Source organism: Rhizobium sp. Root1204, from assembly GCF_001424965.1.
In the GTDB taxonomy this organism is placed as follows: Bacteria; Pseudomonadota; Alphaproteobacteria; order Rhizobiales; family Rhizobiaceae; genus Pararhizobium.
This window is the reverse complement of sequence record NZ_LMCZ01000001.1, coordinates 223,533-250,241: the sequence shown is the minus strand read 5'-3', so window position 1 is coordinate 250,241 and position 26,709 is coordinate 223,533. Positions and strand designations below refer to the sequence as shown.

The following is a 26,709-nucleotide window of genomic DNA, read 5'->3' as shown; positions in this document are numbered from 1 at the left end:
ATTGACAACAGGCGGCGTTTCCCGTCCCCCAAGGCAAATCTGCTACTCCGCCGCCGCCTTCATCGAGACCGACAGTTGCGTCAGCCAGGCTCGCATCGAGGCGGGCCGGACCGGCTTGTTTTGCAGGGTGATACCGTCGCGCTCGGCGCTCGCGCGGACCTCGGGTGAACGGTCGGCCGTGACCAAAAGCGACGGGATTTCAGTGCCGAAATAGAGCCGGATAGCGCGGATCATGTCGATGCCGGTGCCGTTGTCCAGGTGATAGTCGGCAATGATCGCGTCGGGGCGCGGGTCATGGGCGGTCAGGCCTTGCTGCCAGATGTCGAGGGATGGCGTGGTTGCGACGTTGCAGCCCCAGCCCTCCAGCAGCAGCTTCATGCCCTCCAGGATCAAAGGCTCGTTGTCGATACACAGCACACGCAGTCCATGCAGCGGTTCGGCGGTGCGAATGGGGTCTGATGCCGTGGCCTTGGCGCTGCTGGCAACGGTGCGGTCAATGGGCAGCCTCACCCGGAAGCGTGTGCCCTTGCCCGGTTTGGATTGCAGGTCGACGCTGTGGTTGAGAACCCGCGAAATGCGGTCGACGATCGAAAGCCCGAGCCCGAGCCCGGCTGCGGTCTTAGCGCCTTCATCAAGGCGGGCGAACTCCTTGAAGACGGTGCGGAACTTGGACGCCGGAATGCCGATGCCGGAATCAAGCACCTGGATGACGGCATCGCCACCTTCGCGGCGTACGCCGACGAGCACCTTGCCGGCCGGCGTATATTTGATGGCATTAGAGACGAGGTTCTGCACCAGGCGGCGCAGAAGGTTGGGGTCGGTGCGCACCGTCAGCGAAGTCGGCATGACGGTCAGCTTGAGATTCGCGGCGCGGGCGACCGGTGCGAAATCCGTCTCGATGCGCCGCAGCAGATCATTGAGCGGCACGGATTGCAGGCGCGGCTTCATCGCGCCGGTATCGAGCCGGGAGATGTCGAGGACTGCGCCAAGGATGGTTTCGACCGATTCCAGCGAGGAATCGATATTCTGCACCAGCGCGCTGTTTTCCGATTCCCCCAGACGCTCAACCAAAGACGATGAATAGAGGCGGGCGGCGTTCAACGGCTGCAGGATATCGTGGCCTGCGGCGGCGAAGAACCGCGTCTTGCCGATATTGGCCTCTTCGGCGGCGGCGCGGGCTTCGGCCACTTCCTTGTTGACGCGGGTGAGTTCGCCGGTGCGTTCGGCAACGCGCAATTCCAGCGTCTCGTTTGCCTGCTTCAGCGCCATATCTGCGGCAACGCGCTGGGTTATGTCGGTATAGGTGGTGACGATGCCCTTGTCGGGCATGGCATTGGTGCGTACCTCGATGATCCGCGTGCCACCGGAGAGTTCCAGCAGGAAAGGCTTGTCAAGGGTGAGGAAGTCGGCGACCAGCCGCTTGCCGTCTTCCCTGCGGATATCGCCGCGCTGGGTGAGCATCGAGACGATATCCGCCAGCGGAAAGCCGACCTGTCCGGCCGTTTCCGGCAGGTCGAGCAGCTGGCGGAAGCGGCGGTTCCAGATGATCAGGTTGTTCGAGCTGTCGAAGACGGCGATACCCTGGTCCATCTGAGACAGTGCCGTCTGCAGCATGTCCTGATTGTATTGCAGCGCCTCCGATGCCTGGTCGAGAAGCCAGGCGGTGTCCGATGACGCATCGTCCAGCCGCTGCAGCACCAGCGACAGGACCAGCCGGGCGGAAGACGAACCGATGGCGCTGCCGAGCAGTTGTTCGGAGAAATGGATAAGGCCCATATCGGCGGGCAGGTGATCCTCCAGCCAGCGCCCCGACTGACGCTCGTAGGTCTGGAAGGAGCGTTCCATCCGCTCCTGGCCGAGATAGCGCGCGATCGTGGTTTTCAGATCGAGGACGGTGATCTTGGTCTTGCGGCCGCGAAAGGCTTTTTCGGTGCGCGATTTGCGACGGATGAACACCCCCGCCTGTAGACGCTCCAATGGTTTCGGCGCCCGGGTGAGCGAGCCGATGACATAGGCCATGACATTGACCAGCAGGCTGAGCGCCGAGGCATTGACCAGCGGATCGGCTTCGGGACCGGAAAAGACCGAGGTGAACGGGAACAGGAAGCCAAGCACGGTTGCCGCGACATGCGAATTATCAGGTCCGCCAAGGCTCGGCAGAAACAGGAGATAGGCCCAGACGAGAAAACCGAGCGTCATGCCGGCAATCGCGCCGCGCGCATTTGCCTGCCGCCAGACGAGGCCCCCGAACAGGGCCGGTGCCATCTGCGAAATTGCGGCAAAGGCGAGAAGGCCGAGCGAGGCAAGGCCGGAGCCCATGTCCGCAGAGCGATAGTAGGCATATCCGAGCAGCAGCACCACGAAGATCGCGGTGCGCCGGACATTGAGCAGGGTGCCAGCCACATCCTGCGAGCCACCGCGGCCCATCAGGTTGCGCCGCAGGAACACCGGCATGACGATATCGTTGGAAATCATGATCGACAGCGCCACGGAAGCGACGATGACCATGGCCGTCGCGGCGGAGAAGCCGCCGATGAAGGTGATCATGGTCAGCAACGGCATATCGGCAGCAAGCGGCAGCGTCAGCAGATAGAGATCGGCATCGCCGGTGCCGGCGAAAGTCAGCACGCCGCCGATCGCAACCGGCAGTACGAACAGGTTAATGGCGATGAGATAGATCGGAAACAGAATGCCGGCGGTGCGCAGGTCCCTTTCCGTCCTGTTCTCCACCACCGTCACATGGAACTGCCGCGGCAGCATGATGATGGCAAAGGCGGAAAGGACAATCAGCAGGATCCAGCGTGGCAGCGGCGTCTCGTAGTGCAGCGCCGTCATCACCTGTTGGTTGGCAAGAGCCTTCGCCCACAGGTCGCCCGGGCCGTCGAACAGGAAGAAGACGACATAGATCCCGGCGGTCACCAGAGCCAGAAGCTTGACCACCGATTCCATTGCGATCGCCAGGATCAGCCCGTCCTGATGCTCGGTTGCATCGGTATGGCGCGTGCCAAAAACGATGGCGAAGCAGGCAAGGAAAAGCGTCACCAGCAGCGGCAGGTCGATGAAATCCTGGCCGGAGCCGATGCCGTAGCCGCTGGTGTCGACCATGGCCGATACTGAGCTCGAAACGGCCTTGAGCTGCAGCGCGATATAGGGGATGGCACCAACCAGCGAGATCAGCGCGACGATGGCGGCGACCATCGGGTTCTTGCCGTAGCGCGCGGCAATGAAATCGGCAACTGAGGTTAGTTTCTCGGCCTTGGCCAGCGCGATGATCCGGCGGATGACCGGCAAGCCGATGGTGAACATCAGGATCGGGCCGATATAGATGCCGGTGAATTCGAGACCCCGCTCGGCGGCAAGGCCGACGCCGCCGAAATAAGTCCATGAGGTGCAGTAGATCGCCAGACTGAGGGCATAGACCAGCGGCCTGCCCTTTCCGGCAGGGGCGGTCTTCCACGCCTTGCGATCGCCATAACTTGCCACCGCAAACAGCAGCAGCAGGTAGCCGAAGGCGGCAGCGAAAATGATCGAGCCCGAGAGCATGTCTCCTCCTTCTCTCACCTGGAGCATAGGACAAGACGGTTGGGAAGAAAATCGCGATGGCCTAAGCCTTAAGTCAAAGAAACCACGGCTCTTTTCCCATCAGGCCGCAATTTGCTCATGTGCCGTTATTTTTGCCTGTGATTTACATAATTTGGTTTTCGTTTAGCATCCGACGTGCGTTCCACTGCGTAAGAATCAGGCAAGCGCAGTTGGCTTAAGGTGCAACAAGGAGAGAGTAATGCTGAATGAATTCAAGGCGTTTATCGCCCGCGGCAATGTCATGGACCTTGCGGTCGGTATCATCATCGGCGGCGCGTTCACGCTGATCGTCAATTCGCTGGTCGGCGACATCATCATGCCGGTCATCGGCGCCATCACCGGCGGCCTTGATTTCTCCAACTTCTTCTTCCCGCTCTCCTCCAAAGTCACAGCAACGTCGCTCGCTGCAGCGCGCGAACAGGGCGCAGTCTTCGCCTATGGCAACTTTCTGACCGTGGTGATCAACTTCCTGATCCTTGCCTGGATCATTTTCCTGATGGTCAAGGGCGTCAACAAAATGCGGGCTTCTCTGGAAAAGCAGAAGGAAGCCGAACCGGCAGCACCGCCGCCGGTAGACGTGCAGCTCCTCACTGAGATCCGCGACCTGCTGAAAACGCAGCGCGTGTAAGGCACATTTCGCGGTTTTCAGGTGGGCTTCGATACATCACCAGAATCGATAAATCCGTCACTGAATATCGCGTGATCGTGATCTGAAAAACAGCTAGAAGCGGCGGGCAAACAGGAGCCCGCCGATGACCATACTTGCCAGCCTCAGCCCCCGATCCCTTTCCGCGCCGGAAAGCGGCATCGTTGAACTGGTGAATTATGCGCGCGGTCGCGAGGGGCTTATTCCGCTCTGGGTCGGCGAGGGGGACTTGCCGACACCGGATTTCATTTCGCAGGCGGCGCAGGATTCGCTGAAAGCCGGCGAAACCTTTTACACCTGGCAGCGCGGTATTCCGCCGTTGCGCGAAGCCCTGTCGCGCTACTATCAGCGCCATTTCGGCAAGACGTTGTCGTCTGACAATTTCTACGTGACCGGTTCGGGCATGCAGGCCATCAAGCTTGCCATCGAGGCCGTGACCTCGCCGGGCGACGAAATGGTATTTCTCACTCCGGCCTGGCCGAATTTTGCCGCCAGTGCCGAACTGTCCGGCGTTCGCCCGATTGCCGTGCCGCTCAGTTTCGAAGACGGAAAATGGCAGCTCGATATCGGTAAGCTCGAGGCGGCGATTACCGAAAAGACGCGGGCGCTGTTCGTCAATACGCCCTCCAATCCCACCGGCTGGACGGCCACGCATGATGATCTGAAAGCCATCCTGGCGCTGGCACGCAAGCACGGCCTGTGGATCATGGCTGATGAGATTTATGCTCTTTATTCCTACAACGGCGATCGTGCCCCGTCCTTCCTCGATGTGATGGAGGAAGGCGAGCGTATCCTGTTCGTCAATTCCTTCTCCAAGAACTGGTCGATGACCGGCTGGCGGGCCGGGTGGATCGTGGCACCGCCTGCGATCGGCCAGGTGCTGGAAAATCTCATTCAATATTCGACATCTGGCGTGGCGCAGTTCATTCAGCAGGGCGCCGTCGTGGCGCTTGATCAAGGCGATGCGTTCGTTGCGGAAAATGTTGCCAAGGCTGCCCGGTCGCGCGATCTGCTCTGCGATGCGCTGATCGCCACCAACCGGGTGCAGACGCTGAAGCCGGACGGCGCTATCTATGCTTTTTTGAAGATCGACGGCGTGACCGATGCACGGCGCGCAGCTCTCGATATCGTCGACAAGACCGGGGTTGGCCTCGCACCCGGAACCGCGTTCGGCGAGGGTGGATCGCTGTTCATGCGCGCTTGTTTCCTGCGCGACCCCAAGCAGATCGCCATCGCGGCCGAACGGCTGGCGGGTTACATCGCCGCGCTCTGATCCTGTTTTGGCCGCCTGTTCCTGCACATAACCCTTGTGAATCGCGCCGTGAACGGGTTTTATCCCGCTCACTTGAACAGCGCAGGAGCAGGCAATGGCGGTATTGGTAACGGGCGGCGGCGGTTATATTGGCAGCCATATGGTCTGGGCGTTGCTGGACGCCGGCGAAGGGGTCGTTGTCATCGACCGTCTGTCGACCGGTTTTCGTTGGGCGATCGCGCCGGAAGCCCGTTTCTACGAAGGTGATATCGCCGACGCGGCCCTGATGCGGCAGATTTTTGCCGAGAATGACATCGATTCCATCATTCATTTCGCCGGCTCGATCGTCGTGCCGGAATCGGTCGCCGATCCGCTCGGCTATTACGAAAACAACACGGTCAAATCCCGCAGCATGATCGCCAGCGCGGTCGAAGCCGGTATCCCTTATTTCGTGTTTTCTTCGACGGCGGCGGTCTATGGCACGCCCGACGTGTTGGAGCCGGTGACGGAGAGCGTCAATCTCAAGCCGGAATCGCCCTACGGCTCATCGAAGCTGATGACCGAGATCATGCTGCGCGATACGGCTGCCGCACATACGTTTACCTATACGGCCTTGCGCTACTTCAACGTCGCCGGTGCTGATCCGAAAGGCCGGAGTGGACAATCCTCCGAACTTGCCACGCATCTGATCAAGGTTGCCTGCGCCACCGCGCTCGGCAAGCGCTCCTCGATGAGCGTCTTCGGCACGGATTATCCAACCCCGGACGGCACCTGTGTGCGCGACTATATCCATGTCTGGGACTTGGTTCAGGCGCATCTGAAAGCCTTGCAGCGCATGCGCGCCGGCGGCGGTTCTCTGGCGGCCAATTGCGGGTATGGTCACGGGTTCTCGGTGCTTGAGGTGCTGGATGCCGTGCGCAAGGTGCATGGTGCGGACTTTGCTGTCACCTTCTCGGAACGGCGCGCAGGCGACCCGGCGATGATCGTCGCCAACCCGGCCCTGGCCAAGCAGGAACTCGGCTGGGTACCGCAATATGATGATCTTAACGGTATCATCCGCAGTGCGCTGGATTGGGAATTGCATCTGATGCGGAAAAATTCCTTCTAAGAATACCTAAGAATACAGACGCTTCCATGTTTTAGGACGCAAACCTCGGGCCGCCAGCCGCAAAGCCGGGCGGCCTCTCCAGTTTGACGACAGTTTCACCCTCTAGGTTACCGGTCAGAATGGACTGATTGGACCTCGAGCATGATGGAATTTCCGCGCTTTAAAAAACCTCCAACCGCAAGGCTTGAGGCTCTGCTGTCGAAGGCACCGCGTGGCTCCGGTTCTGCTCCATCACCGGCCAACCGCAATCCTGCTCCCTCTCGCCAGGCCATCGCGGACATTGTCTGCGCTCGTCTGAACTTCTAACGGGGAGGAGCGGATGAAAGCAGTTATTCTTGCCGGCGGCCTTGGGTCGCGCATCGCCGAAGAAACCCATCTGAAGCCAAAGCCGATGATCGAGATCGGCGGGCGGCCGATCCTCTGGCACATCATGAAGCTCTACTACGCTCACGGCGTGCGTGATTTCATCATCTGCTGCGGTTTCAAGGGCTATGTAATCAAGGAATATTTCGCCAATTATGGCCTGCACATGTCGGACATTACCTTCGATCTGTCGCAGAACTCGATCGAATTTCATCGCCAAAGCGCTGAAAACTGGCGCGTCACGCTGGTCGATACCGGTGAAAACTCGATGACCGGCGGCCGCCTGAGGCGCGTTGCACCTTACCTCAGGGACGAAGAGGCCTTCTGCTTCACCTATGGCGACGGTGTCGGCAATATCGATATCGGCAAGACCATTGCTTTCCACAAGAGCCACGGCAAGCAGGCGACCGTGACCGCCGTGCGCCCGCCGGCGCGCTATGGCGCGTTGCAGCTGGAAGGCACCGAGGTTCAGGGCTTCATTGAAAAACCGGAAGGCGAGGGCGGCTTCATCAACGGTGGCTTCTTTGTGCTTTCACCCCGCGTCATCGGCAGGATCGACGCGGATCATTCAAGCTGGGAAGGGGACCCATTGGTGGGGCTGGCCAAGGACGGCGAGCTGCAGGCGTATTTCCATGAAGGCTTCTGGCAGCCGATGGATACGCTGCGTGACAAGAACCATCTTGAAAGCCTGTGGCAAAGCGGTGCCCCACCCTGGAAAATCTGGTGATGACGATGACACATGACTTCTGGCGCGGAAAACGGGTGCTTGTCACCGGACATACGGGCTTCAAGGGCAGCTGGCTGACGCTGTGGCTGCGCGAACTGGGCGCCGAGGTTTCGGGCCTCTCGCTGGCGCCGCAGACCGACCCTTCGCTGCACCTTTTGCTTGGCGGCAGTATGGATGGCCCCGGCATCATCGATATCCGCGACCGCGATGCGGTGACGCATCATGTGCTGAAGACCAAGCCGCAGATCGTTTTCCATCTGGCGGCGCAGGCTCTGGTGCGCGCCGGTTATCGCAATCCGGTCGAGACCTATGACGTCAACGTCATCGGCACTGCCAATCTGCTCGATGCCCTGCGCGTCTCGGAGGGTGTGCGCTCGATCGTCGTGGTAACCACCGACAAAGTCTACCACAATGCCGAGACGGGCCTTGCCTTCATGGAGAGCGATCCACTCGGCGGCCACGATCCCTATAGCGCCAGCAAGGCGGCAGCTGAAATCGTCGCGGCAAGCTATCGCTCTTCGTTTTTTGCAGCCCGCAAGATCGGTCTTGCCACGGCGCGCGCCGGCAATGTCATCGGCGGTGGCGACTGGGCGGAAGACCGGCTGATCCCGGATGCTGTGCGGGCCTGGCAAGGGGGCGAGACATTGCAGGTGCGCCGTCCGCGTGCCGTGCGCCCCTGGCAACACGTGCTGGAGCCGCTCGGCGGCTACATGGGATTGGCTGAGCGCCTATGGCAGATGCCGGATGGAATCGAGAGCTACAATTTTGGCCCGGATCACGGTGAGGCAGCATCTGTGGGTGCTGTCCTCAGGATGGCCGAGCGTCACTTCGGTGGCGGTGCAATGATGCTTGGCGATGGAACAGACGGGCCGCACGAAGCGGGCTATCTGGTGCTCGACAGCGCCAAGGCGCGCGCCGATCTCGGCTACCAGCCGCGCTGGCGCCTGACGGAAACCGTCAAACGGACGATGGAGTGGTATCGGGCGCAAGGGCAGGGCCAAGCGGCTCTTGATCTCTGCCTCGGCGATATCCGCGATTTTGCCGGGCTTGCCACGAAGAACGAACTTTTACGGGCGGCCGGATGAGTGCGCGGTTCACGGCGCACGCAACGCCTCTTCAGGGGCTTTCCGTCATCAGCCGCAAAACCCTTTCGGATGACCGGGGCTTCCTGTCGCGGCTGTTTTGCGAAGAAGACCTCGCGGCCTTTGGTTGGCAAGGGCACATCGCACAGCTGAATGAGACCGGTACGCTCTACAAAGGCACGGTTCGCGGCATGCACTTCCAGCGCCCGCCGCATGCGGAGATCAAGCTCGTTACCTGCACCCGTGGCCGCGTTCTCGACGTCGCCGTTGACATCCGGACGCACTCGCCAACCTTTCTTCAGCATTTCGTCGTCGAACTGTCGGAAGACAATGCCTGCTCGCTGCTGATTCCGAAGGGTTTTGCCCACGGCTTCCAGGCCCTGACCGATGACGTACGGATGATCTATGCCCATTCGCGGCCCTATGCCGCCGATGCGGAAGCCGGCTTCCATCCGCAGGATCCGGCGCTCAACATCGACTGGCCGCTGCCGGTCATCAATCTGTCGCCGCGCGATGCGGCGCATCCGCTGCTGTCGCCGGACTATCGTGGAGTAGCCGTATGAAATGCCGTCACTGCGGATCGACGCATATGGTGCCCTTCCTCGATCTGGGGACCGCGCCACCCTCCAATTCCTACGTCAATGCCAATGAGCGGCACCTGCCGGAGTTCTGGTATCCGCTGGTCATCCGCTGCTGCCAGGAATGCCGCCTAGTGCAGACCGAGGATTTTGCCGATCGCGAAACGTTCTTCTCCTCGAGTTATGCCTATTTCAGCTCGTTTTCGACCTCCTGGCTCGATCACGCCAAGCGTTATGTCGCCGACATGCAGGCTCGCTTCGGCCTCACCGAAGCCTCCCATATCGTCGAGGTTGCCGCCAATGACGGCTATCTGCTGCAATATGCGAGGGAACGCGGCATCGGTTGCCTCGGCATCGAGCCGACGGCCAGCACGGCGAAGGCGGCGCGGGCGAAGGGTATCGAGATCGTCGAAGAATTTTTCGGCTCTGAACTCGGCGAAAGGCTTGCAGCCGAAGGCCGTTCGGCCGATTTGACCGCAGCCAACAATGTTCTGGCGCACGTGCCCGACATCAACGATTTCGTTGCCGGTTTCGCCCGTCTGCTGAAGGAGAACGGCGTCGCGACCTTCGAATTTCCACATCTGCTCAACATGGTGCGAGAGGCGCAGTTCGATACCGCCTATCACGAACACTATTCCTATCTGTCGCTGACATCGGTCAGCCGCGTGTTTGAAGCTAACGGTCTGTCCGTCTTCGATGTGGAGACGACGCCCTGGCATGGTGGTAGCCTGCGCGTGTTCGCGCAGCGCAGCGATACCGGAAGACATCCAGCCGCAAGCTCGGTGGCAACGATGCTCGCTGAAGAGCAGGCTGCCGGCATGTTGGATGATCGCTTCTACACGGATTTCCAGGAAGCGGCGCAAACCGTGCGTGACGGTTGCCTGACCTTCCTGATCGAGAGCCGCCGCCAGGGGTTGAAAGTCGCGGCCTATGGCGCTGCGGCCAAGGGCAACACACTGATCAACTTTGCCGGTGTCAAACCCGATCTCCTGTCCTTTGTCGTAGACAGGAACCCCGCCAAGCAGGGTCTGCTTCTCCCTGGCAGCCGCATCCCGGTTGTCACGGAAGAGTTTCTCAAAGCCGAAAAACCGGAAAGAGTGGTAATACTGCCATGGAATCTTCAGGCCGAAATCAAACAGCAACTTTCGTATATCAGCGATTGGGGTGGCAAGTTCGTAACGGCGGTGCCGACGCTGACGGTGCATCCGTAGCTGAGGGTGTCATCGCCGCTCTGCCGGATGTCGCGGACGATGCACCGGCCAAGAAGGCGGATACGGCCAGCATCAAGATCGGCTGAACGCCGGTTTGCGGCTATTTCCCGCTTTCCCCGAGGATAACCAACTCATGTTCGATCGAATGCTGGATCAGGCGCGCCCAGAGGTTCTCGTAGAAGTCCGGATCAAGCCCTGCCTGCTCGGCATTGCGGCGCGCGTTCAGCCGGACTTCGTCGACGCGTGAGGGGATGTCGGCCTTGAGCCCTGCCGGCTTCTTGATCTCCGCAGCGCGGCCGATATAGCCCCAGCGCTCTTGAAAAAGTGCGATCAAGGCCCGGTCAATCCGATCGATCTCGACGCGAATCTCTGTCATCGAGGCGCAGTCTGCCGGACGTTTCTGCATGCGGGTCTCCGAGTGTCTTTCACGGCGTTGCTGTATCGCAAGGCCGCATGTGACGCTGCTTATCAAGCCATCCCACTCCTGAAAAGCCGAAAACCCGACAGGTGGCCAAAGGGTCGCGGGCAAGCTTCGCGAAAGGCGTTGCCGCTAATGTACGGCAAACGGAGAAATTTCATGTTCGCCCAGCCGAAACTGACGATTTGTGTACCTTCGCGTAACCGCCAGCGATATTTCCAGGAAACGATCAGAAGTCTGCTGGTGAATATGCGCACGGATGTCGAGTACATTTTCGCCGATAATTCTGATGACGTCTCGATCATGAACGGTTTCATGGAGGAAATTGCGGGAGATCCGCGGGTAAAGTACCTGCCCTCTGTGGGCCGTGTCCTCTCCATGGTCGAAAACTGGGACCGTTGCGTCGAGATGGCGACTGGCGAATTCATCTGCATGATCGGTGACGATGACCATGTGGACGTAAATGTTGTGGACCTGATTGCCAGAACACAGGCCCAGCATTCCAGCGTCGATGTCTTCGTCTGGAACCGGCTGAGTTACAATTGGCCGGATAACCGGGCGAAGCGGTGCAATGTTACCATTCCCTTGAAAACCGAAGTTCACAAAATTCCGCGCTCCGCCCTGTATCGGGAATTTTTCTCCTGGAAAGGGGAGGCGGGGACGCCGAACATGGCCTTCGGCTTCTATCACGGTGCTGTCTCCATGCAGGTCATGAACAAGATCAAGGCCCGCTTCGGAGGGAAATATTGCGAGTATCCGACCGTCGATTTCGACAACGTCTGCAAGGTTCTCGTAACGGCGGAACATTTTTTCTACTCGGAACGGCCGTTCTCGGTGCTGGGCGCCTGCGTCGAAAGCAACTCCGCGAAAATAGGACAGGTGGTCGATGCCAAGGAGCGGCATGCACTGTTTATGAGCGAGGTTGGCAGGAACATCGATGATGATCCGCATATGAAGACGTTCCCATTTCCATCATCTCTCGGTCTCGCCGCTTGTATAGCCCAAACCCAGAATTGGTTCCTGACCACTTACGGCTATAAGCCGATCCCAGGATGGGAAACCAATTTTGCTAAAGCTTGTGGGATCAGTTGCGGCATGATGGATGATTTCGCGGCTTATGAAGCCGTCGCGGAAGGGTATAGAGCCGTTTTCAGCCGTTGGAAGGGCGGAAAATATCTACCGGACTTTGTCCCGGTAGATTACATCCCGGTAAGCGACGCTAAACTGTTCTCGGGGGTCACCAACGATAGTCTCGTGATCGATGAGGATATTGGTGGCGTCCAGACCCCAGCGGAATTGTATCAACTGGTAGAGCAGCTAATCGCACCACAGCACGAACTCACGTTTAAATCGCAGGAGCGTTTTAGGGCGGCTTGAGGCGATGTCGTAGACAGCCTCAAGAAAGGCGTCGGGACTCGTTTGCGGGCTGCCTGATTACCTTGGTTGCTGCAGCCTATGACGGTGTACCAATGCAACAACATATGCACAATGTTTGAACGGGTCATGAACCGTACCATCGTTATTTCACAGTCGATGTACTTTCCCTGGGTGGGTCTGCTGGAGCAAATCCGCCTGGCGGATGTCTTTGTTCATTATGATGATGTGCAATATTCCAAAGGAAGCTTCAGCAATCGTGTTCAGGTCAAGGGGATCAACGGCATTGGCTGGATGACGCTGCCGCTGCGCGATTATCATCTTGGTCAACGGATTGATGAGGTGATGCTCGACGACCGGATCGATTGGCGTTCCAAGCATCGCGAAATGCTGCGCCAGGCCTATCGCAAGGCGCCTTTTCGCGACGAGATGCTCAACCTTGTGGATCGCGTCTTTGCCGACGAAGCGGCAACGGTGGCGGATGTTTCGCGCCGGTCGATGATGGAGCTTTCCGTCTATTTCGGACTGGACAGGCCGAGGTTTCTCTCTTCGGACACGCTCCCGATTCCAGGCGCAAGCAGCGAGAGGGTCTGCGATATAGTCGACTATCTTGGCGGAAACATCTACGTCACAGGGCACGGTGCACGGAAATATCTCAATCATGAACTTTTCGAGGAGAGAGGCATCTCAGTCGAATACATGCATTATCAGCGCACGCCCTATCCGCAATTGCACGGCGACTTCACACCTTACGTCACCGCTTTGGATCTCGTGGCCAATCGTGGCCCGCAGGGCGTCACCGTGATTCAGTCAGGAACAGTCGGTTGGAAGGAATTTATGCAATGAAAACAGAAAATCTCGATGCTGTTGCAACCGAGTATCGCCCGGATGCCGCAACGGCGATCGAAAACGATCTTATCCTCAACTGGTATCCCGAACGCATCATCCGGCGGTTCGGTTCGGTCGGCTCCATCCTCGAGCTAGGGATCGGCCATGGTTTTACACCCGGCCTTTTCAACGCGGCCTGCGATCGCCACGTCATCATCGAAGGGTCGCAGTTCGTCATTGATCAGTTCAAGGCGAAAAGCCCGGATTTTGCCGGCGAAGTCGTTTTTTCCTATTTCGAAGAGTTTGAAACAGAAGAGCGGTTTGACGTCATCATCATGGGGTTCATTCTCGAGCACGTGGATGATCCGGGCATGCTTTTGGAGCGCTTCAAGAGGTTTCTGAAGCCGGGCGGACGCATCTTCGTGGCCGTTCCGAACGCCAAATCAATGAACCGGCGGCTCGGCGTCGAGCTTGGCAAGATCGACGACATCTACAGTCTGAATGCCAATGATCATGCTTTCGGCCATAAAAGGCAATATTGCCGGGATACGCTCAAGCATGAAGTGCAGAGCCGCGGCTACTCCGTCAGCTTAGAGGAAGGCATCTACCTTAAACCCTTGCCACTTGGCGTCCTGAAGACACTCCCCGATTTCCAGGAAAATCTCGATGCTATGCTGCGCGTTGGGATCGATTTCCCTGATCTCTGTGTGGCGCTTCTGATGGAAGCCCGGCCTCAATGAACATGATCAGCCAGGTCGGGATATGCCAAACAGCGCAGTGAAAAAGCCCGGCGACACGATCGCCGTCGTGGTGACAGCGGTCGGTGCGCTGATCGGACAGGGGATCATTCGCTCACTGCGTTTGTCGGGGCTTCCGATGCGAATCATCGGTGTGGACCGCGATCCCCACGGTATCGGGCCTTATTGGTGCGACGTGTTCTTTGCCAAGCCAGTAGCTGATGAGAGCTCAGACACATATCTCGACTTCTGGAAAACTCTGCTGGCAGATGAAGGCGTCGATCTTGTCCTGCCCGGGCTGGAACTCGATGTCCTGTTCTTCAGCCGAAACCGGGCAGCATTTGCGAATATGAATGCCCGCATCGTGCTTAACGACCCCGACGTTATCGAACTGGCGCAGGACAAGTGGGATTTCGGACTGGAACTGCAGCGGCTCGGACTATCCGTCATTCCGGCATTGCTCGGCGCTGGCTGGGCAGAATGTGTCCGGGATCTCGGCCTGCCGCTCCTCCTCAAACCTCGACAGGGCAACGGTTCGCGCGGTATCGCGCTTCTGCGCGACGAGGACGACTTTAACTACTGGAGCGGCAAGAGCAGGGACGCATTCCTGATCCAGAAATTCATCGGGAGTGATGAGCAGGAATTTACCGTCGGTGCTTTCGGATTTGGCGACGGCACGGCGCTGATGCCGATCATCTTTAAGCGAAAGCTGTCGGTTGCCGGCAATACCCAGTATGCCGAGGTTGTCGATCACCCTGTCCTTGCTGAGGCAGTGACCCGGCTTGCAGCAATCTTCAAACCGGTCGGGCCGACGAACTACCAGTTCCGCATGGACGGCGAGACGCCTTATCTTCTGGAGATCAATCCGCGTTTTTCCAGTAGCACGTCGCTGCGGGCAGCTTTCGGGTATAACGAGGCTGCCATGTCGGTTGAATATTATCTGTGGGGTAAGAGACCGCCGCTGCCCGAGATCCGCCTGGGACGTGGCTGGCGTTACTATGAAGATCTTGTGGTGACATGATCGCGATCATTTCGGACGTTCACGGTAATCTTCCAGCGCTGAAAGCGGTGCTGGAAAAGATAGATACACTTGGCTGCGAAACGGTCATCTCGCTTGGTGATGTCGTTGGATATTATGCTCAACCCGGCGAATGCGTTGACCTGCTGCGCGATCGAGGCGTCGTCAATATCCTCGGCAATCATGATCATTACATTGTCAGCGGCGAGGGCTGCCCGCGCTCGAAACTGGTCTCCGACATTACCGAGTACCAGCGCGGCATCATTTCGCCGGAGCAAATCGCTTGGCTCGCGCAGTCGCGTTCCTACATCATCGACGGGGCGATCTATTTCATCCACGGAGGCTGGCAGGACCCGGTCGATCAGTATCTTTATGCTATTGCCGAGACGGATATTCCCGTGGAGGCCGAGACGTTCTTTGCCGGGCATACCCATGTACAGGTTCTGCTCGACGTGAACGGCAAGACGTTCTGCAATCCTGGCGCCGTCGGGCAGCCGCGTGATGGTGATCCGCGCGCTGCGTTTGCGACGTTCGAGGATGGACATATAGAGTTGCGCCGGGTCGAGTACGACATCGATGAGACTGCATTCCACATGAAGGAAGCAGGGTTCGAGGCGAGATTCTACGAAAACCTTTACATCGGCGCACAGATCGGCGGCAGGATCGACAGGATTACGCTCGCCGTCTGATTGCGGCGGATGGCGAGGATCCTGGCCATTCCCCTTGCCCCAAATTTACGATACAGGCATGCAAAGGCCTGCGTTCTGCACCAACAGAACGCAGGCCTTGAGCAATGAAGACTGCGTGTCAGGCGGCGTCGGGTAGACGGATGCAGTATCCGCCCGGAGACGATGCCAACACGAGCTTCCCGTTGATCACTGGATCGGCCTGGAAGCGGTCGTTTTCCTGGAGATAGTCGTTGACGGCAGTCAAAGGATCGTTGCCTCGGAACCAGGATTTCGAGCGTTTTTTCGGAGACTGTTCTTCTTCCACATGCCCAACGGCCGTATCGGCGACCACCAGATAGCAACCGGGCGTCACAAGGGGACCATAGGCGCGGCATTCGGCCAGCACGTGGTCGTAGGAATGGTCGCTGTCGAGAACCACCATGACCCTTGCACCGTCAGGGATGAGATCACGGACGGCCTGCAGGGTGCTGCCGTCGACGGAGCCGCCTTCGATAAGCGCGATACGGCTCGCCATCGGATGGGTCTCGATCGCGTCGCGGTTATGGGCGCGGATGTCGATATCGACGCCGATCACCTTGCCCTTGTCATTGCCGGTCATCGCCAGCAGAGAGGCCATGAAGATCATCGAGCCGCCGCGCGCGACGCCGGTTTCGATGATGATGTCGGGCCGGGTGTTCCAGATGATCTCCTGCGTCGCCATGATATCGGCCGGCAGCTGGATAATCGGTACGCCCATCCAGCTCCAGAGATAGGAGTAATCGTAGGTATCCAGCGCAATCATCGTATCGAGCGACTGCTTGAAGAGTTGCGTATCCTTGCCAAGCGCCAGGCACATCTCCTGCTTGTGCGCTTCAAATTCCTGGCGATCGTCTTTGGTTGTCATGGAATGCGGTACCTTTGTCATTCAAGACGGCTGTCTGGGGCCGTGTGGCCGGCGGCGGGTGATGCGCCGATGTTTCAAGCGGATTTCGCCAGGGGTGGTTCGCCGGCTGCCCGGCTGTGGATGAGGCTGACGATGACATCGGTTACTCGTCCGATCTCGCCTTCGGTCATGTCATGATAACTCGGTAGATTGATGGCCCGTTCCGGGATATCCCAGGCATGCTGGTTGCTGCGCTGCTCCTGAAACATTGGCAGGCTGGTCAGCGGATGGAAGAACACGCGCGCGTCGATATTGGCGGCGCTGAAAGCCTGCTGTAGCATTTCGCGGGTGATACAGATGTCGCGGTCGAAGACGGCGGTGGGCATCCAGGCACCGTTGATGGTGCCGGTGTTTTCAGGGTTGAGGCTGATGCCCTGAAAGGCATTCAATTTTTCGGCATAACTGGCCAAAATCTCGCGCTTGCGGGCGATCAGGCCATCGACGCGTTCAAGCTGAGCACAGCCGAGTGCCGCCTGGATGTTCGACATCTTGTACTTGAAGCCTATATCATCCGGCCAGAACTGCTTTTTCTGGTAGCGGGCGCGGCCGTGATTGCTGAGCGTCAGTACCTTTTCGAACAGGGCGTCGTCGCTGGTGACGAACATGCCGCCTTCACCCGTCGTCAGTGTCTTGGTGCCGTGGAAGGAGAAGGTTCCGAACGTACCCATCGATCCGGCGCGGCGGCCGTGCCATTCGGAACCGATCGCTTCGGCCGCATCTTCGATGACCGGAATACCGTGACGGTGGCCGATATCGAGAAGCCGGTCCATGTCACAAAGATTGCCGTAGATATGGGTGGCGATGATCGCTTTGGTCTTTGGCGTGATGTGGCGCTCGACTTCGGTCGGGTCGATGCACCAGCTGTCAGGGAGGATATCGACGAAGACCGGCGTGGCGCCGAGATGGACGATCGGGGCCGCCGTGGCAATCCAGTTGGTATCGGCGAGAATTACCTCGGCGCCTTGCCCGATGCCAAGGGCTGCCAGGCCCATGTGCATCGCGCCGGTGCAGCTCGATGTGGCGATCGCATGGCTGACGCCAAGGTGTTGGCGAAAACCGTCCTCGAAACGAATGATGTAGTCGTAGCAGCGGTCCCCCCAACCATTGGTGGCGGCGTCGGCGGCGTAGGCAACTTCTAGCTCGGTAATCGAGGGCCTGGTATAGGAGATTCTCGACACGGTCGGGTTCATGCGGCCTTGGTGTCCTTGCTGTAAAGGGCGCCTCCACAGATCAGCTCGACCGGCGCCATCATCAGTCTGACTGTCGTATAGAATTCCGTGGCGTCGCGTGCGCCAGCAACGAAACGATCGATCAGCAGTACACCGTCATGCAAGCCACGCCGGTGATCCTTTTGCCGTACCTCGTGGAATTCGGGACGGAAAAACGGCGCGAGATGGCCGCCCTCGAACTCTTTCAGCGCAGCGAAATAGGCGTTGCCCTTGTTCTTGTAGGCCTCGCGGCTGGTTTCCATCATGCAGTCGATCATCAGCGCACGCACAAAGGCTTCGCCGCCGCCGGACCAAGGCGTATCAAGCTCGCGCAGTACATGAAACTGCACCTCCGCCACTGCTCCGGCGATACCTAGGCCGGAATGGAAGGGGAAATTCCAGGGATGAAGCGGCGGCTCAGCGCTAAATGGGACGAGGTTGATGGCCGACATCGGTCTGGCGCAGAAGGCCAGTTCATTGGCAAACAAAAGAACCTTGGCCGCCCATTCATATTGCGGTACCGGCGTCGACCAGTCCTGCAGCTCCGGTAATTGCAACAGTGCATCCAGAAGCGACCTGCGGATCGCCGCATGATAGAGGCCGAACGGCATTTTCGGGCTGTTGAGGCTGTTTTCCCAGTAGAAAAAAGCCTTCAGCATGATGGTCTTGTCGAGTTTTTCGATGTGGTAGCTGGCCGGAATGGCGACCGAGCTCGCGTTGCCGGGCTCAGCATGGCGATCGATCTGAAAGGCATTCCATGCGAGCGCATCGACATTGGGCGACGTCGTTTCAAGGAAGGCGACCATGGTTGCGAGGTCGCTTTCGATGACGTCGCCAGGATTGACCAATGTCACCCAATCGCCTTTGGTGGCCGAGACGGCGTGGCGCCAGAGATGCTGGCGGGTTGAGCCTGCGGCGACATCGGCAATCACGATCGGCGCACTGTCGGCGGCAAGTTCGGCAATGGCGCCTGGGAGCGCGACATCTGCCGGTTTTGCGATAACGATCTCGAAATTCTCGCTGGGTTTTTCCAGCAGCAGCGTCACCAGCGGCAGCACATCCTGCGTGGCGGTTTCCACGGGAATGCAGATCGAGAGTTTGGTCATGGCTTGCCTCGTGACGTCAGCGGTCCTTGCCGGACCATCACTGCCGTGACCAATCCGGAAAATGGTCACATCAGCAGACAAGTACCTTCTGCGAAGAGGAGGGTGCGGTCCTGTCTCTCGGCGGAAGCCATTGCCTGCTGACGTGTGGTTTAGGGATAACGCAGGAAACTTGAGCGAAGCTTTGCATGGAGAGGCAGGATGCACGGCGCGTTATGCGCCGAGCGAGAGTTTGATGGCAAAGCCGATGATGGTGACGGTCAGAACGCCCAGAAACCACAGGCCGACGAACCACAGGAGCTTTTTCGAAACGCTATTTTCGTCCGGCATCAGTGATAGCCCTCTTCCGGATCCATCTTGCCGCGGAACACCCAATAGGCATATCCGCTATAGATCAGGATGATCGGCACGAGGAAGGCCGCCCCCCACAACAGGAAGGCCAGGCTCGAGTCCGGCGCTGCCGCATCCCAGATGGTCACCGATGGCGGTACCATATAGGGATAGAAGCTGATCCCGATGCCGGCAAAGCCGAGCACGAAAAGCCCCAGTGCGGCCAGGAACGGCTGGACATCACGCTTGCCGCGAATTCCCATGAGCAGCAGCGCAAAGCAACCCAGCACCAGCACCGGCACAATGAAGCTGAAGATCGCAGTCGGCCATTTGAACCAGCGCTCCAGGTAGATCGGCTCGAGGAACGGCGTCCACAGGCTGACGATACCCATGGCGGCGACGGTGGCAAAGCATGTGCGCAACGCGATCCTGCGGGCTTTCTCGGCCAACTCGCCGGTGGTCTTCATCACCAGCCAGGTCGAGCCGAGAAGCGCGTAGCCAATCAGGATGGCAAAACCGGTGGCGATGGAAAACGGCGTCAGCCAATCCCACCAGGCGCCGGTATAGGCACGGTCGGCCACCGGGATACCCTGCACCAAGGCGCCGAGTGCCACGCCTTGCGCGAAGGCTGCAACCATCGACCCGCCGGCAAAGGCCCAGTTCCACAGGAACTCGCCGCGTTTGGTGCGCCAGCGATATTCGAAGGCGACACCGCGGAAGACGAGGCCCAGCACCATGGCGATGATCGGCGCGTAGAGAGCAGACAGGATGACGGAATAGGCCAGCGGAAACACCGCCATCAGCCCGCCGCCGCCGAGCACCAGCCAGGTCTCGTTGCCGTCCCAGACCGGGGCGACGGAATTCATCATCACGTCACGGTCGCGTTTTTCCGGAAAGAACGGGAAGAGGATGCCGATACCGAGGTCGAAGCCGTCGAGGATGACGTAGGCGAGCACCGCAAAGGCGATGATGGCAGCCCAGATGAAGGGAAGATCAATGGCCATGATGTGTGCTCCCATGGGTATGTCCGGTCGCGGGTCCTGGCATGATGCCCGAGGTCCTGATCGGCCCGTCGTCAAGATCGGGCATCGGATCGCGTGGCAGGCGCTTCATCAGCCGCAGGATATAGAAGGTGCCGGAGCCGAAGACGAAGAAATAGACGACGATGAAGGCGATCAGCGAGGCGGCGACGGCAGGCGCTGCGACCGGCGAGATCGAGTCCGCCGTCAGGAGCTGGCCATAGATCGTATAGGGCTGGCGGCCAACCTCGGTGGTGATCCAGCCGGCGAGCACGGCGACAAAACCGGCAGGCCCCATCAGGACGGCCGCCCGATGCAGCCAGTCGGCGCTGTCGAGCGTACCTCTGAACCGACACCACAGGCTCCACAGCCCGATGCCGAGCATGGCGAAACCGATGCCGACCATGACGCGGAAGGACCAGAAGACGACAGCGACCGGCGGCTCGAGATTGTCCGGGATAGTATCGAGACCGGCAAGCGGCGCGTTGAGGTCATGCTTGAGGATGAGGCTCGAAAATTTCGGGATCTCGATCGCGTAATCGATGCGCTTCTCCGCCGTGTTCGGGATACCGAACAGGATCAGCGGCGCGCCGTTGGGATGGCTGTCGAAATGCCCTTCCATCGCCATGACCTTGACCGGCTGGTGTTCCAGCGTGTTGAGGCCGTGGAAGTCGCCGGCCATGATCTGGATCGGTGCGACGATGGTCGCCATCCACATGGCCATCGAGAACATGGTGCGCGAGCGGCGCGGCGCGGTGTTCTTCAGGAGGTGCCAAGCGCCGACGCCGCCGACGACGAAGGCGGTGGTGAGGTAGGCGGCCAGCACCATGTGCACGAGCCGGTAGGGGAAGGATGGGTTGAAGACCACTTTCCACCAGTCGAGCGGAATGAACTGCCCCGCCTCGTTCATGCCGAAACCGGCTGGCGTCTGCATCCAGGAATTGACGGCAAGGATCCAGGTGGCCGAGATCAGCGTGCCGAAGGCGACCATGAAGGTGGCGAGGAAATGCAGCTTCGGTCCGACCCGGTGCAGGCCGAACAGCATGACGCCGAGGAAGCCAGCTTCGAGGAAGAACGCGGTCAGTACCTCATAACCCATCAACGGCCCGATGATCGGCCCGGCCTTGTCCGAAAAGACGCTCCAGTTGGTCCCGAACTGGTAGGACATGACGATACCCGAAACAACACCCATGCCGAAGGCGACGGCGAAGATCGTCTTCCAGAAGTTGAACAGGTCCATGTAGACCTGATCCTTTTTCCACAGCCACAGCGCCTCGAGCACGCAGAGGAAACTCGCAAGGCCGATGGAGAAGGCTGGGAAGATGATGTGAAACGACACCGTAAAGGCAAACTGGATACGGGCGAGCAATGTCGCGTCAAAACTCTCGAACACGGTACAATCCTTTCGAGGGTCTGGCCGCCGTCTCTTGGCCTGTCCGTTCGCCACGGTTTGTCCCCGGCCGTGGCGGATGAGCATGGCGCCGAACCCTTGCGATCATAGTCTGGCTCAATGCCGCAAAAAATCAATGACATCGTTGCAACCATGATGTCACACTGCGACAATCGCCCACCTGCGGCATAGTTGCATCGGCCAGATTCAGGCCGCAGATTCTTCATCCGTTGTCGGGGAGCTTGAGGGTGGTCGTCCTGAAATGCGACATCCGTAAAATTTTAACAGTCGTTTTAAGCGGCCTGAAAATCCTGGCGGCTATGGTCGGTGTATCGAAGAACGAAGCCTGCCGAACGGTCCCGTTGCACGATGCCAACTGTGTCTTTGCCGGGTTTCGATCCTGATGGCCTGCACCACCCGTCAAATCTTTGCGGTCGCGTGCAGGCCCGATCTTTCGACTGATCGTTTTTGGCGATCGACTGCTTACACTGTCCCGACTTGCCGCAGGAATGTCCCTTCCTGCGGCTTTTTCTTTTGGACCGGTTAGGGCCGGGCGAGATAGGCTTCCGCCAGCTCGGTCCAGAAGGCGGCGCCGATCGGAAGGAGATCGTCGTTGAAATTGTAGCCGGGGTGATGCAGCGATTTTTCAGTTCCGGTGACGCTGGAGCCGAGGAAAAAATAGGTGCCCGGCCGGTCCTTGATCATATAGGCGAAGTCTTCGCTGCCCATGAAGGCCCGTTCGAGATCGACAACCTTGTCTGCTCCGGCAAAGCGTATGGCGAGATCGCGGACGAAATCGGTTTCAGCCTTGTGGTTGATCGTGGCATCGTAGCTGCGGTTGTAGTCGACCGTTGCCGTCATCCCATAGCTTGCCGCCTGATTTTCGGCGATCAGCCGGATGCGGCGTTCCAGTTCGTCGCGCACCTTCGGATCGAACGAGCGGATACCGACGACGATTTCGGCTCGTTCCGGAATGATGTTGCTGGCCGAGCCGCTATGGAACGACCCGACGGTGATAACGGTCGGGTCCATCGGGTGGATGTTGCGCGACACGATCGATTGCAGCGCCATGACGATCGATGCGCCGCAGACGATCGGATCGGCGGTTTCCTGCGGTTCGGCACCGTGTCCGCCAAGGCCGTGAACGGTGATCTTCGCTTCATCGACGGCAGCCATGATCGGGCCTTCCCGCAAAGCGAACTGGCCGAAGGGCAGGCCGGGCTCGTTGTGGAGCGCAAAGACGGCGTCACAGGGGAATTTGTCGAACAGGCCTTCGTCGATCATGATCTTGGCGCCGCCGAAATTCTCTTCCGCCGGTTGGAAGATGAGGTGCACGGTGCCGTCGAAATTCTTGCGCTCGGCGATGGCGCGGGCAGCGCCCAGCAGCATGGTCGTGTGGCCGTCATGGCCGCAGGCATGCATCAGGCCGGGTGTCTTCGACGCGTAGTCGAGCCCGGTTTCCTCAAGGATCGGCAGCGCGTCCATGTCAGCGCGAATACCGATCGAACGGTTGCTGGTGCCGTTCTTCAGCGTTGCCACAAGGCCAGTCTTTGCGAGGCCCCGCGTCACGGTATAGCCAAGGCCTTCAAGGCACGTAGCGACGAAATTGGAGGTGCGGACCTCCTCGAGCCCCAGTTCGGGATGGGCATGCAGATCGTGGCGGATGGCCACCAGTTCCGGCATCGCGTTGGTCAGGTTCACATTCAAGGTCATGTCAGGCACCACGGGTTGGTATGCGATTTTCAAGATAACGGAAGGCGAAGACAAGAATGCCCGTCAGGCACATGTAGATCAATGCCAGCAGCAGAAGCGGTTCGTAGGTGATATAAGTATCCTGCCGCACCTTGGAAATGACGGCATAGACGTCGATGACGGTGATGGTCGCAACCAGCGGCGTTGCCTTCAACTGTAGCACCGTTTCACCGTTGAGTGTCGGCAGCGCCCGGTGGATGGCGCGCGGTAGCCAGATGCGGCGAAACAGTGTCCAGCGGCTCATGCCATAGGCGCGCGCCGCCTCGATTTCGCCCGCGGGAACCCCGGCAAAGGCACCGCGCATGACTTCACCTTCATAAGCCGCAAACGAGATCGTCAGTGCCGCGACACCGTAGGGCCAGGATTCGCGCAGGTATGGCCACAGGAACGACTGGCGGATCGCCGGAAACTGCGGAAACAGCGAACCAAGCCCGTAGTACAGAAGCCAGAGCTGCAGCAACAGCGGCGTGCCGCGAATGATCGTGCAGAAACCCTTCGCCAGTGCCTTCAGCGGCCAGGGGCCGGTGACCTGCACAAGGCCGAGCGGGACGGCGAGAAGAAAGCCGAGGATCGCCGTGCTGAACAGCATGGCAAGCGTCACCAGAATTCCGTTGGCGAGCCGCGGCAGATATTGCGGGATCCAGTCCCAGCGCATGAACCAGACGATACAGAAGACCAACCCGGCCGCGATAGCGAGCAGGACGATGCGATGCGGCTTGAAGAAGCTGTCTGCCGCCGGCAGGTCTTCCGGCGTGATCGCCATGGCATGGGTGGTGACGTCGGTGGTGGGCGTCTCGGTCATGACTGCTCCACGAAGCCGCGCCGTGCCCGGCGCTCGATGATCTTGATGAAGAAGTCGGAGACAAGCGTCAGGATCAGGTAGAGCACACCGGCCGCGCAGAAGAACAGCAGATAGGCCTTGGTCGACCCGGCCGCCTGACGGGTGACCAGCGTCAGTTCGGAGAAACCGACGACGGCAAGAAGAGCCGTATCCTTGGTGGCGATCAGCCAGAGGTTGGAAAGCCCTGGAATGGCGTAGGGCAGCATGGCAGGCAGGGTCACCCGCGTCATCACCTTGGTGGGTGACATGCCGTAGGCGCGCGCCGCCTCGATCTGGCCTGCTGGCACGGCCTTGATCGCGCCGCGCAACACCTCGGTCGTATAGGCGCCTTGCACCACACCGATGACGAAAATGCCGGCGACCAGCCCGCTGATATCGACCTCACCGATTCCGACGAGGCTCAACACATAATTGAGGGCGTCGGTGCCTGCGTAATAGAGAAGCAAGATCAGCACCAGTTCCGGCACGGCGCGCACGATCGTCGTGTAACATTCCATCAGGTCGCGGGTGATCGGGCCGCCATAAAGCTTGCCGCATGCACCGCCGATGCCGAGCAGCAGCCCGAACGCGTATCCGCCGATGGCGATCTGGATGGAATTCAGTAGGCCGCGCAACAGCACGCCACCCCAGCCGGGCGGTTCCAGTGCCAGAAGGCTCCAGTTTATGAAGGATACAGGATCGGCCATGAAACTTGGTCTTTGCCTCGGTGGTTGCCCCTCACCCTAACCCTCTCCCCGCAGGCGGGGAGAGGGGATGACGGAGTTGCCGCAAGTTCCTTCTCCCCGTACAAACGGGGAGAAGGTGGCCGATAGGCCGGATGAGGGGCGTTGAGCCGCTCTGTCGGCCGCATCACTGCCCGTAAACGTCGAAGTCGAAATACTTCTTGGAGAACGTGTCGTAGGTGCCGTTGGCGCGGATTGCCTTGATGGCGGCGTTCAGCTTGGCCTTCAGCTCGTCCTCACCCTTGCGGATGCCGATGCCGACACCGGCACCGAGAATGGCCGGATCATCCTTGACCATGCCCTTCAGGTCGCAGCATTCCTTGCCCTGATCGCTTTTCAGGAATGCGCCGAGCGCGATGCTGTCGGCCTGGACGGCGTCGAGACGGCCGGCGGCGAGGTCGTTGTTGGCTTCGTCCTGCGTCTGATATTCCTTCACGGTCGCGCCGTTTTCACCGAAATACTTGTTGGCATAGACCTGGTGGATGGTCGAAACCTGAACGCCGATCGTCTTGCCTTTCAGACCTTCAGGTGTGGCTTCGAAGCTCTCGCTCTTCGGGCCGATGACGCCGGTCGGAGTGTTGTAGTACTTGTCGGAGAAATCGATGGTCTTCAGGCGTTCCTCGGTGATCGACATCGAACCGATGATCATGTCGATCTTCTTCGAGGTCAGCGCCGGAATGATGCCATCCCAGGCGACCGGCGTGATCACGCATTCAAGCTTGGCTTCCGCGCAGATGGCCTTCTCGAATTCAACTTCCCAGCCTTCCCAGTTGCCCGAGGCATCCGGCGAGGTGAAGGGCGGGTAGGGCTCGGCCGCGAAGCCGACCTTGAGGGGTTCGGCGGCGACGGCGCCGGCGGCAACAATGCCCAGGGCGAGCGACAAGGCGATGGTTTTGAGCGTCTTTTTCATGCTGTTCCCTTTTTTGGTTTTCGTGGTTTCAGTGGATGGAGCTGATGAATTTCTTCAGGCGTTCGGACCTCGGATTTCCAAAGATTTCGTCCGGCGTTCCCTGTTCGTCGATGACGCCATCGGCGAGGAAGACGATGTGGTTGGCAACGTTGCGGGCAAACTTCATCTCGTGGGTGACCAGGATCATCGTGCGCTTTTCCTTGGCAAGATCACCGATGACCGTCAGCACCTCACCAACGAGCTGCGGATCAAGCGCTGAAGTCGGCTCGTCGAACAGCATAACCAGCGGCTGGATCGCCAAGGCCCGGGCGATCGCCGCCCGCTGCTGCTGGCCGCCGGAAAGGAAGGCCGGATAGGCATCGCGTTTCTCGAACAGGCCGACGCGCCGCAAAAGCGCTTCGCCGGTGGCCGTGGCCTCGTCCTTGGATTTGCCGAGCACATGGATCGGAACTTCGATGACGTTCTGGAGGATGGTCATGTGCTGCCAGAGATTGAAACTCTGGAACACCATGCCGAGCTGGGTGCGCAGGCGCTGCACCTGTTTGCGGTCCGCGGGCATCAGGCCGCCGTGACCGTCTTTCTTCATGGCGATGGTTTCGCCATGCACCGTGACCGAACCGGATGTCGGCAGTTCCAGCATGTTGATACAGCGCAGGAAGGTCGATTTGCCCGAACCGCTGCCGCCGATGATGGCGATGACGTCGCCTTCATTTGCAGTCAGTGAAACGCCCTTGAGCACTTCGAGCGGCCCGAAACGTTTGTGGAGGTTTGTGACCGCAATCGCCTGGGCTGGTTTCGTCATGAAAAGTCTGTCCTGTCGAGACAGGTCGCCAAATCTGAACGCATGAAAACAGTTCCCCTGTTTAGTCTGTCGTGCGGCATTTTTGCCTGTCACGCTG

Annotated in this window: 24 protein-coding genes; 12 read left to right on the top strand and 12 right to left on the bottom strand. The window is 59.4% G+C overall.

Going from position 1 to position 26,709, the window contains the following annotated elements:
• Positions 1-42 precede the first annotated feature (42 nt).
• Positions 43-3,543 (bottom strand): NahK/ErcS family hybrid sensor histidine kinase/response regulator, encoded by a 3,501-nt coding sequence (locus tag ASC96_RS01180; RefSeq protein ID WP_060500549.1) that lies wholly within the window; start codon positions 3,541-3,543, stop codon positions 43-45.
• 238 nt (positions 3,544-3,781) lie between these two features.
• Between ASC96_RS01180 and mscL the strand changes: the two genes are divergently transcribed.
• The 7 genes from mscL to ASC96_RS01145 all read left to right on the top strand — a co-directional run bounded on the left by mscL (position 3,782) and on the right by ASC96_RS01145 (position 10,549).
• The gene (gene mscL, locus ASC96_RS01175; RefSeq protein WP_037105026.1) at positions 3,782-4,210 is read left to right on the top strand and encodes a large conductance mechanosensitive channel protein MscL; all 429 of its coding nucleotides are present in this window, start codon (positions 3,782-3,784) and stop codon (positions 4,208-4,210) included.
• Between the two features lie 124 nt (positions 4,211-4,334).
• The gene (locus tag ASC96_RS01170) at positions 4,335-5,501 is read left to right on the top strand and encodes a pyridoxal phosphate-dependent aminotransferase (protein ID WP_060500547.1); all 1,167 of its coding nucleotides are present in this window, start codon (positions 4,335-4,337) and stop codon (positions 5,499-5,501) included.
• Between the two features lie 94 nt (positions 5,502-5,595).
• On the top strand, positions 5,596-6,588 hold the full coding sequence (gene galE, locus ASC96_RS01165; RefSeq protein WP_060500546.1) for a UDP-glucose 4-epimerase GalE: 993 nt from the start codon (positions 5,596-5,598) through the stop codon (positions 6,586-6,588).
• Between the two features lie 319 nt (positions 6,589-6,907).
• Complete coding sequence (rfbF, locus tag ASC96_RS01160) at positions 6,908-7,678, top strand: glucose-1-phosphate cytidylyltransferase (protein ID WP_060500545.1); 771 nt, start codon at positions 6,908-6,910, stop codon at positions 7,676-7,678.
• A complete protein-coding gene (rfbG, locus tag ASC96_RS01155) occupies positions 7,678-8,763 on the top strand; it encodes a CDP-glucose 4,6-dehydratase (protein ID WP_060500544.1) in 1,086 nt (361 codons plus the stop codon). The genes rfbF and rfbG overlap by 1 nt, the downstream gene beginning before the upstream one ends.
• Positions 8,760-9,323 carry a dTDP-4-dehydrorhamnose 3,5-epimerase gene (rfbC, locus tag ASC96_RS01150; protein WP_060500543.1) on the top strand — a complete coding sequence of 188 codons (564 nt, stop codon included), beginning with the start codon at positions 8,760-8,762 and terminating at the stop codon, positions 9,321-9,323. Before rfbG ends, rfbC begins: the two co-directional genes overlap by 4 nt.
• On the top strand, positions 9,320-10,549 hold the full coding sequence (locus tag ASC96_RS01145) for a class I SAM-dependent methyltransferase (protein ID WP_060500542.1): 1,230 nt from the start codon (positions 9,320-9,322) through the stop codon (positions 10,547-10,549). The genes rfbC and ASC96_RS01145 overlap by 4 nt, the downstream gene beginning before the upstream one ends.
• Before the next feature lie 100 nt (positions 10,550-10,649).
• Here ASC96_RS01145 and ASC96_RS01140 read toward each other — a convergent pair whose 3' ends face one another.
• A complete protein-coding gene (locus ASC96_RS01140; protein ID WP_060500541.1) occupies positions 10,650-10,955 on the bottom strand; it encodes a chorismate mutase family protein in 306 nt (101 codons plus the stop codon).
• 171 nt (positions 10,956-11,126) lie between these two features.
• Here ASC96_RS01140 and ASC96_RS01135 point away from each other — a divergent pair, with 171 nt between their 5' ends.
• From ASC96_RS01135 to ASC96_RS01115, 5 genes are all read left to right on the top strand, one after another.
• Positions 11,127-12,344: a glycosyltransferase gene (locus ASC96_RS01135; RefSeq protein WP_060500539.1), complete on the top strand. Its 1,218-nt coding sequence runs from the start codon at positions 11,127-11,129 to the stop codon at positions 12,342-12,344.
• Positions 12,345-12,470: 126 nt separating this feature from the next.
• Entirely contained in the window at positions 12,471-13,187 is a 717-nt protein-coding gene (locus ASC96_RS01130) for a WbqC family protein (RefSeq protein ID WP_060501362.1), read from the top strand.
• A complete protein-coding gene (locus tag ASC96_RS01125) occupies positions 13,184-13,909 on the top strand; it encodes a class I SAM-dependent methyltransferase (protein WP_060500537.1) in 726 nt (241 codons plus the stop codon). The genes ASC96_RS01130 and ASC96_RS01125 overlap by 4 nt, the downstream gene beginning before the upstream one ends.
• Positions 13,910-13,931: 22 nt before the next feature.
• Positions 13,932-14,927 carry an ATP-grasp domain-containing protein gene (locus ASC96_RS01120; RefSeq protein WP_060500535.1) on the top strand — a complete coding sequence of 332 codons (996 nt, stop codon included), beginning with the start codon at positions 13,932-13,934 and terminating at the stop codon, positions 14,925-14,927.
• Positions 14,924-15,613 (top strand): metallophosphoesterase family protein, encoded by a 690-nt coding sequence (locus tag ASC96_RS01115; RefSeq protein WP_060500533.1) that lies wholly within the window; start codon positions 14,924-14,926, stop codon positions 15,611-15,613. Before ASC96_RS01120 ends, ASC96_RS01115 begins: the two co-directional genes overlap by 4 nt.
• Positions 15,614-15,731: 118 nt before the next feature.
• On the opposite strand, the gene ASC96_RS01110 is transcribed toward ASC96_RS01115, so the two are convergent.
• The 10 genes from ASC96_RS01110 to ASC96_RS01065 form a co-directional block, all read right to left on the bottom strand.
• The gene (locus ASC96_RS01110) at positions 15,732-16,496 is read right to left on the bottom strand and encodes a CmcI family methyltransferase (RefSeq protein ID WP_060500532.1); all 765 of its coding nucleotides are present in this window, start codon (positions 16,494-16,496) and stop codon (positions 15,732-15,734) included.
• 74 nt (positions 16,497-16,570) lie between these two features.
• Complete coding sequence (locus ASC96_RS01105; RefSeq protein WP_060500531.1) at positions 16,571-17,725, bottom strand: DegT/DnrJ/EryC1/StrS family aminotransferase; 1,155 nt, start codon at positions 17,723-17,725, stop codon at positions 16,571-16,573.
• Complete coding sequence (locus ASC96_RS01100; protein WP_060500530.1) at positions 17,722-18,849, bottom strand: hypothetical protein; 1,128 nt, start codon at positions 18,847-18,849, stop codon at positions 17,722-17,724. The genes ASC96_RS01105 and ASC96_RS01100 overlap by 4 nt, the downstream gene beginning before the upstream one ends.
• A 326-nt stretch (positions 18,850-19,175) precedes the next feature.
• Positions 19,176-20,180 (bottom strand): cytochrome d ubiquinol oxidase subunit II, encoded by a 1,005-nt coding sequence (gene cydB, locus ASC96_RS01095; RefSeq protein ID WP_060500528.1) that lies wholly within the window; start codon positions 20,178-20,180, stop codon positions 19,176-19,178.
• On the bottom strand, positions 20,170-21,588 hold the full coding sequence (locus ASC96_RS01090) for a cytochrome ubiquinol oxidase subunit I (RefSeq protein ID WP_060500523.1): 1,419 nt from the start codon (positions 21,586-21,588) through the stop codon (positions 20,170-20,172). Before ASC96_RS01090 ends, cydB begins: the two co-directional genes overlap by 11 nt.
• A gap of 540 nt (positions 21,589-22,128) precedes the next feature.
• On the bottom strand, positions 22,129-23,298 hold the full coding sequence (locus ASC96_RS01085) for a M20 aminoacylase family protein (RefSeq protein ID WP_060500521.1): 1,170 nt from the start codon (positions 23,296-23,298) through the stop codon (positions 22,129-22,131).
• Between the two features lies 1 nt (position 23,299).
• Complete coding sequence (locus ASC96_RS01080; protein ID WP_112834483.1) at positions 23,300-24,139, bottom strand: ABC transporter permease; 840 nt, start codon at positions 24,137-24,139, stop codon at positions 23,300-23,302.
• The gene (locus ASC96_RS01075) at positions 24,136-24,864 is read right to left on the bottom strand and encodes an ABC transporter permease (protein ID WP_060500520.1); all 729 of its coding nucleotides are present in this window, start codon (positions 24,862-24,864) and stop codon (positions 24,136-24,138) included. Before ASC96_RS01075 ends, ASC96_RS01080 begins: the two co-directional genes overlap by 4 nt.
• A 163-nt stretch (positions 24,865-25,027) precedes the next feature.
• A complete protein-coding gene (locus tag ASC96_RS01070) occupies positions 25,028-25,810 on the bottom strand; it encodes a transporter substrate-binding domain-containing protein (RefSeq protein ID WP_060500518.1) in 783 nt (260 codons plus the stop codon).
• A 28-nt stretch (positions 25,811-25,838) separates the two neighbouring features.
• Complete coding sequence (locus ASC96_RS01065; RefSeq protein ID WP_060500517.1) at positions 25,839-26,612, bottom strand: ATP-binding cassette domain-containing protein; 774 nt, start codon at positions 26,610-26,612, stop codon at positions 25,839-25,841.
• Positions 26,613-26,709: the final 97 nt, after the last annotated feature.

What these genes read in the sequence shown, in the direction of transcription:
- ASC96_RS01180 (WP_060500549.1), bottom strand. Translation starts at nt 3,543, where the DNA reads ATGCTCTCGGGCTCGATCATTTTCGCTGCCGCCTTCGGCTACCTGCTG.
- mscL (WP_037105026.1), top strand. Translation starts at nt 3,782, where the DNA reads ATGCTGAATGAATTCAAGGCGTTTATCGCCCGCGGCAATGTCATGGAC.
- ASC96_RS01170 (WP_060500547.1), top strand. Translation starts at nt 4,335, where the DNA reads ATGACCATACTTGCCAGCCTCAGCCCCCGATCCCTTTCCGCGCCGGAA.
- galE (WP_060500546.1), top strand. Translation starts at nt 5,596, where the DNA reads ATGGCGGTATTGGTAACGGGCGGCGGCGGTTATATTGGCAGCCATATG.
- rfbF (WP_060500545.1), top strand. Translation starts at nt 6,908, where the DNA reads ATGAAAGCAGTTATTCTTGCCGGCGGCCTTGGGTCGCGCATCGCCGAA.
- rfbG (WP_060500544.1), top strand. Translation starts at nt 7,678, where the DNA reads ATGACGATGACACATGACTTCTGGCGCGGAAAACGGGTGCTTGTCACC.
- rfbC (WP_060500543.1), top strand. Translation starts at nt 8,760, where the DNA reads ATGAGTGCGCGGTTCACGGCGCACGCAACGCCTCTTCAGGGGCTTTCC.
- ASC96_RS01145 (WP_060500542.1), top strand. Translation starts at nt 9,320, where the DNA reads ATGAAATGCCGTCACTGCGGATCGACGCATATGGTGCCCTTCCTCGAT.
- ASC96_RS01140 (WP_060500541.1), bottom strand. Translation starts at nt 10,955, where the DNA reads ATGCAGAAACGTCCGGCAGACTGCGCCTCGATGACAGAGATTCGCGTC.
- ASC96_RS01135 (WP_060500539.1), top strand. Translation starts at nt 11,127, where the DNA reads ATGTTCGCCCAGCCGAAACTGACGATTTGTGTACCTTCGCGTAACCGC.
- ASC96_RS01130 (WP_060501362.1), top strand. Translation starts at nt 12,471, where the DNA reads ATGAACCGTACCATCGTTATTTCACAGTCGATGTACTTTCCCTGGGTG.
- ASC96_RS01125 (WP_060500537.1), top strand. Translation starts at nt 13,184, where the DNA reads ATGAAAACAGAAAATCTCGATGCTGTTGCAACCGAGTATCGCCCGGAT.
- ASC96_RS01120 (WP_060500535.1), top strand. Translation starts at nt 13,932, where the DNA reads ATGCCAAACAGCGCAGTGAAAAAGCCCGGCGACACGATCGCCGTCGTG.
- ASC96_RS01115 (WP_060500533.1), top strand. Translation starts at nt 14,924, where the DNA reads ATGATCGCGATCATTTCGGACGTTCACGGTAATCTTCCAGCGCTGAAA.
- ASC96_RS01110 (WP_060500532.1), bottom strand. Translation starts at nt 16,496, where the DNA reads ATGACAACCAAAGACGATCGCCAGGAATTTGAAGCGCACAAGCAGGAG.
- ASC96_RS01105 (WP_060500531.1), bottom strand. Translation starts at nt 17,725, where the DNA reads ATGAACCCGACCGTGTCGAGAATCTCCTATACCAGGCCCTCGATTACC.
- ASC96_RS01100 (WP_060500530.1), bottom strand. Translation starts at nt 18,849, where the DNA reads ATGACCAAACTCTCGATCTGCATTCCCGTGGAAACCGCCACGCAGGAT.
- cydB (WP_060500528.1), bottom strand. Translation starts at nt 20,180, where the DNA reads ATGGCCATTGATCTTCCCTTCATCTGGGCTGCCATCATCGCCTTTGCG.
- ASC96_RS01085 (WP_060500521.1), bottom strand. Translation starts at nt 23,298, where the DNA reads ATGACCTTGAATGTGAACCTGACCAACGCGATGCCGGAACTGGTGGCC.
- ASC96_RS01080 (WP_112834483.1), bottom strand. Translation starts at nt 24,139, where the DNA reads ATGACCGAGACGCCCACCACCGACGTCACCACCCATGCCATGGCGATC.
- ASC96_RS01075 (WP_060500520.1), bottom strand. Translation starts at nt 24,864, where the DNA reads ATGGCCGATCCTGTATCCTTCATAAACTGGAGCCTTCTGGCACTGGAA.
- ASC96_RS01070 (WP_060500518.1), bottom strand. Translation starts at nt 25,810, where the DNA reads ATGAAAAAGACGCTCAAAACCATCGCCTTGTCGCTCGCCCTGGGCATT.
- ASC96_RS01065 (WP_060500517.1), bottom strand. Translation starts at nt 26,612, where the DNA reads ATGACGAAACCAGCCCAGGCGATTGCGGTCACAAACCTCCACAAACGT.